Raw genomic sequence first — 4,696 nt, forward strand, 5'->3', positions numbered from 1 at the left:
GCCTTTGTCAGGTGTAACGGGTAACTATGCCAGTGCACCATCGAGAAACGTTGGGTCTATGCTTAACCGAGGAATTGACCTGCGTGTTGTATGGAGAGGGAATTTTTCAGAAGATTTTACTTTTGAATTTGCAGTTAATAATACCTTCCTTAAAAATGAAGTGGTGGAATTTGCACCAGGTATCGACTTTTTAGACGGACCAGGTTTTAGAGGAATATTTCCTACAAGAAACCAGGTTGGAAAGCCATTATCTTCCTTTTTTGGTTATGATGTAATAGGTTACTTTGAAAGTGCTGCAGATGTTGCTTCCTCGCCTTCACAGGACGGAGCCGGTGTTGGTAGATTTAAATACAGGGATGTAGACGGTGATGGTGCAATTACACCAGATGACAGGACCTATCTTGGCGATCCTGTAGCAAATTACAGCGGTGGAGCGACCATAGATTTAAAATATAAGGATATAAGGATGGAGATGTTCTGGAACTGGTCTACTGGCTTGGAAATATTTAATCAATCCAAATGGTTTAGAGATTTCTTTGGTACTTTTGAAGGTTCTGCCAAAGGTGTTGCGGCATTTAAATCATGGACGCCTGAATTGGGTAACAGCGCAGCTGCTCCTATCTGGGAAAGTGCTTCTAATCTTAGTACTAGTGGAGCTTCTAATTCCTGGTATGTAGAAGATGGTAGTTATGCAAGACTACAAAGACTTGCTTTTACGTATTCTTTCAGCCAACTGGTTAAAAATTCCAATACACTTAGCAAATTTGAATTAGGTATTTCTGCGAATAACATTTGGACCATAACGGGCTACAGCGGATTGGACCCTGCTGTTGGTGGAGATGTTGATACCGCTTTTGGTATTGATGTGGGTAACTATCCTGTAACACCATCTTATCTGATAAATGTTAATATTGGACTCTAAGACCTTGATTATGAAATATTATGATAAATTTTTAATTATATTTGAAAAAAAAAGTTATGATGGCAATTAAAAAGATTAAACAATTTGGAATTTTCGTCATGTGCGCCCTGGTTTTGGGCATCTCATGTAGCGATGAATTTTTAGAAGTACCTCCTGCCGGCTCATTGGGTGATGCCCAATTAGGAACAGCAGATGGTATTGAAGCCCTTCTTATTGGGACCTATGCTGCCTTAAATGGAGTATTTGGAAACAGGTTTGAAGGTCCTAACCATTGGGTTACGGGTTCTATTATGGGTGGAGAAGCCAATAAGGGAACAGATGCCGGGGATTATTCGACTATTAATCCTATACAGCGTTATGAAACAGATCCTACCAGTGGGGATTTGAATAACCTATGGCGTGGACGCTATGAAGGTATTGCAAGAGCTAACAGAGTACTTGCAACGATTACTGCTAACCCCGAAGCTCTTATAGCAGCGGATGCAGCTAGAATTAGTGGTGAAGCCCGAATGTTACGCGGTCATTTTTATTTTGATCTTCAGAAGCATTTTGGTAGCATCCCGGTTTTTGATGAAACCATTCCATCAGAGGAAGTTGTTCTTATTCCAAATTCTGGGACTGCCTGGGCACAAATAGAAGCAGATTTCCAGTATGCGTATGATAATTTACCTGCGGTTACAGATGCCGGTAGGGTAAATAAATGGGCTGCAGCAGCGTATATGGGCAAAGCCAAATTATTTCAAGGGAAGTTTAGCGAGGCTATAACCTGGTTTGATGATGTAATTGCCAATGGAGTAACATCTAATGGTTTAGCATATGCATTATTAGATGATTACGCGCAAATTTATAATGCTGAAAATGACAACCATGCAGAATCTGTTATGGATGTTGAATCTGCAAATAATACGGGAAGTGTTAATAACGCAAATGCTTTTGATGATTTAAATTATCCATATAACACAGGTCCTGACGGTCCTGGTAATTGCTGTGGATTCTTTCAGCCAAGTTTATCTTTAGCTAATGCTTTTAGAACACAAGCAAATGGTTTACCGTTATTGGACGAATCTTATAATGATCCGGCCAATGCCGTGCAAAATTCATTCTTTCATGTAATTGTGGATGGAAATGATGAGGATACTTTTGTACCGGATTCAGGTCCGTTAGATCCAAGGATTGATCATTCAATTGGAAGAAAATCCATACCTTATTTAGATTGGATAGCTCATCCCGGTTCTGCCTGGATTAGAAGTTTCCCTTATGCAGGGCCTTATTCTCCGAAGAAATACATCTACTACAAATCACAGGAGAACACATTCACAGATGGTAGTTCCTGGACTCGTGGTTATGCTACTATGAATTATACCATTATTCGTTATGCAGATGTATTACTGATGGCTGCTGAAGCTGAAGTTGAAGCAGGATCACTAACAAAGGCATTAGACTATGTAAACCAGGTACGCCGTAGAGCTGCGCTTTCAGAGCATTGGGTTAAAAATCCTGATGGTACAGATGCCGCTAACTACAATATTTCTGAATATGTTGCTGCAGACTTTGCTTCTCAGGACGCTGCAAGAACTGCAGTTCGTTTCGAAAGAAAACTTGAGCTCTCCGGAGAAGGTCACAGATTCTTTGACTTAGTACGATGGGGAATAGCTGCTGAAACATTAAATACGTATTTAGCTTATGAAGGACAGTTCCTTGTTACCAAATTTGGTGGTGCAAGCTTTACTGCCGGTAAAAGTGAATTATACCCTATTCCACAAGCACAAAGAGATATTCAAGGATCTGATATTTTAGCTCAGAATCCCGGGTACTAATACTATTGAATATATAAATTTTAAAAGGCCGCTGAAAAGCGGCCTTTTTATTTGTTCATGTGCCAGGGTTCTTGCATTTTTGTATGTTGATTTAAAATACAGGTCCTATGAAACTAAAAACTGTTATAGCAGCTATAGGTTTACTGCTAATGCTAATTGCAGGCTGCGATAACTCTGAAAAAAATACGGTTCTTTTCCAAAGTGTTTCACCTCAAAATTCCGGACTGAATTTTACCAATCAATTGAGCGAAAATGATTCTATTAATATCCTTGATAATGAATTTGTCTACAATGGCTCAGGTGTGGCACTGGGAGACCTGGATGGTGACGGATTAGACGATATTTTCCTCACTGGCAATCAGGTAGATAATAAGTTGTTCCTCAATAAAGGACAATTAAAATTTATTGATATCTCCGCAGATGCCGGAATAAATAAACCAGATTCTCTGCTATGGTCCTCAGGCGTATCTATAATAGATATTAATCTTGACGGGAAACAGGATATTTATATTTGTAACACTTTTTACAAAAATCCGGACAGAAGGAGGAACCTCCTGTACATCAATCAGGGTAATAATGATAATGGTACTCCCCTATTTAAAGAAATGGCTGAGGATTACGGAATTGCAGATACCACCTACTCTTCACATGCTCAATTTTTTGACTATGATAACGATGGTGACCTGGATCTTTTTATTGGAGTGAACAGGATTGAAGGAATAAATCCAAGCCAGTTTAGTCCATTAGAAGACGATGGTACATCCCTTAGCCGGGACAGGCTGTATAAAAATGACTGGGATGAAAATGGGGCTCACCCGGTATTTAAAGACGTATCAGAAGAAGCCGGAATTCGCTTTCACGGATATAGTCATAGTACTCTAATTCACGATTTCAATGAAGATGGCTGGATGGACATTTACGTGGCCAATGATTTCCTGAGTAATGATCTTATTTATATCAATAATCAGGATGGGACGTACACCAACCGGGCCGGGGATATATTTAAACACTTTAGCCTTTCTTCCATGGGTAGCGATATTGTGGATATAAACAATAACGGGCATATGGATATTTTTACATCCGAGATGCAGCCCTATTACAATAAACGAAAGAAGTTATTCCAGGGACCCAGCAGTTATCAGAAAGAAATTTTTACTAAAAAGTATAACTACGCATCGCAATATACCAGAAACACACTACAACTAAATCTTGGTATAAATCCGGAAACAGGTCTTCCAATATTTGGAGACACGGGTATGTTTGCCGGAATCCAGGAAACGGATTGGAGTTGGGCACCACTTTTTGCCGATTACGATAATGACGGCTGGCAGGATCTTTTTATTACTAATGGATTTCCAAAAGATGTGACCGACAGAGATTTCGGGGATTTCCGTATCACAGCCAGCAGACTGGTTAGCAAGGAAAAACTAATAGCCGCCATTCCAGAGATAAAAATTCCAAATTTCATGTTCCGAAATACTGGAGATTTAAATTTTGAGGATGTTACCGATTCCTGGGGGCTTAACTTTGGTACCTATTCCAATGGGGCGGCTTATGGAGATCTGGATAATGACGGGGATTTAGATCTTGTGATCAATAATATTAATGATCCCGTTCTGCTTATGGAAAACAGGCTTTCTCAGATAAATCCGGATAGCCATTATTTAAGGGTCAAATTAAAAGGTTCTGATAAAAATCCTGCCGCTTATGGAAGTGTAGTAGAAATTTATTCCGATGGAATGAGTCAGAAGCAGTCTTTAATTTCAGGACGAGGCTATCTCTCCAAACCAGAAAGTGTATTTCATTTTGGGCTTGGAAATAAATCATCTGTAGATTCTATAAAAATTATCTGGCCCGGTGGTGGAGTTCAAAAACAACAAACTCTGGTAACAGACAAATTACTAAATATAACTTATGATCCTCAATTGCTGGAACCAGCTTTAAAAAAGGATTCCTT

Annotated in this window: 2 protein-coding genes and 1 pseudogene; all 3 read left to right on the forward strand. The window is 39.4% G+C overall.

The genetic code is table 11. The annotated features are described in order from the left end of the window. A pseudogene (locus WBN20_RS05115) lies at nucleotides 1-922 on the forward strand (SusC/RagA family TonB-linked outer membrane protein); the annotation flags it as partial. Between the two features lie 41 nt (nucleotides 923-963). Further along, nucleotides 964-2,739 carry a RagB/SusD family nutrient uptake outer membrane protein gene (locus WBN20_RS05120; RefSeq protein ID WP_424280944.1) on the forward strand — a complete coding sequence of 592 codons (1,776 nt, stop codon included), beginning with the start codon at nucleotides 964-966 and terminating at the stop codon, nucleotides 2,737-2,739. Nucleotides 2,740-2,846: 107 nt separating this feature from the next. Next, on the forward strand, nucleotides 2,847-4,696 hold a 1,850-nt coding region (locus WBN20_RS05125; protein WP_424280945.1), incomplete at its 3' end, for a CRTAC1 family protein.

The organism is Eudoraea sp., from assembly GCF_049665975.1.
Taxonomy (GTDB): Bacteria; Bacteroidota; Bacteroidia; order Flavobacteriales; family Flavobacteriaceae; genus Eudoraea.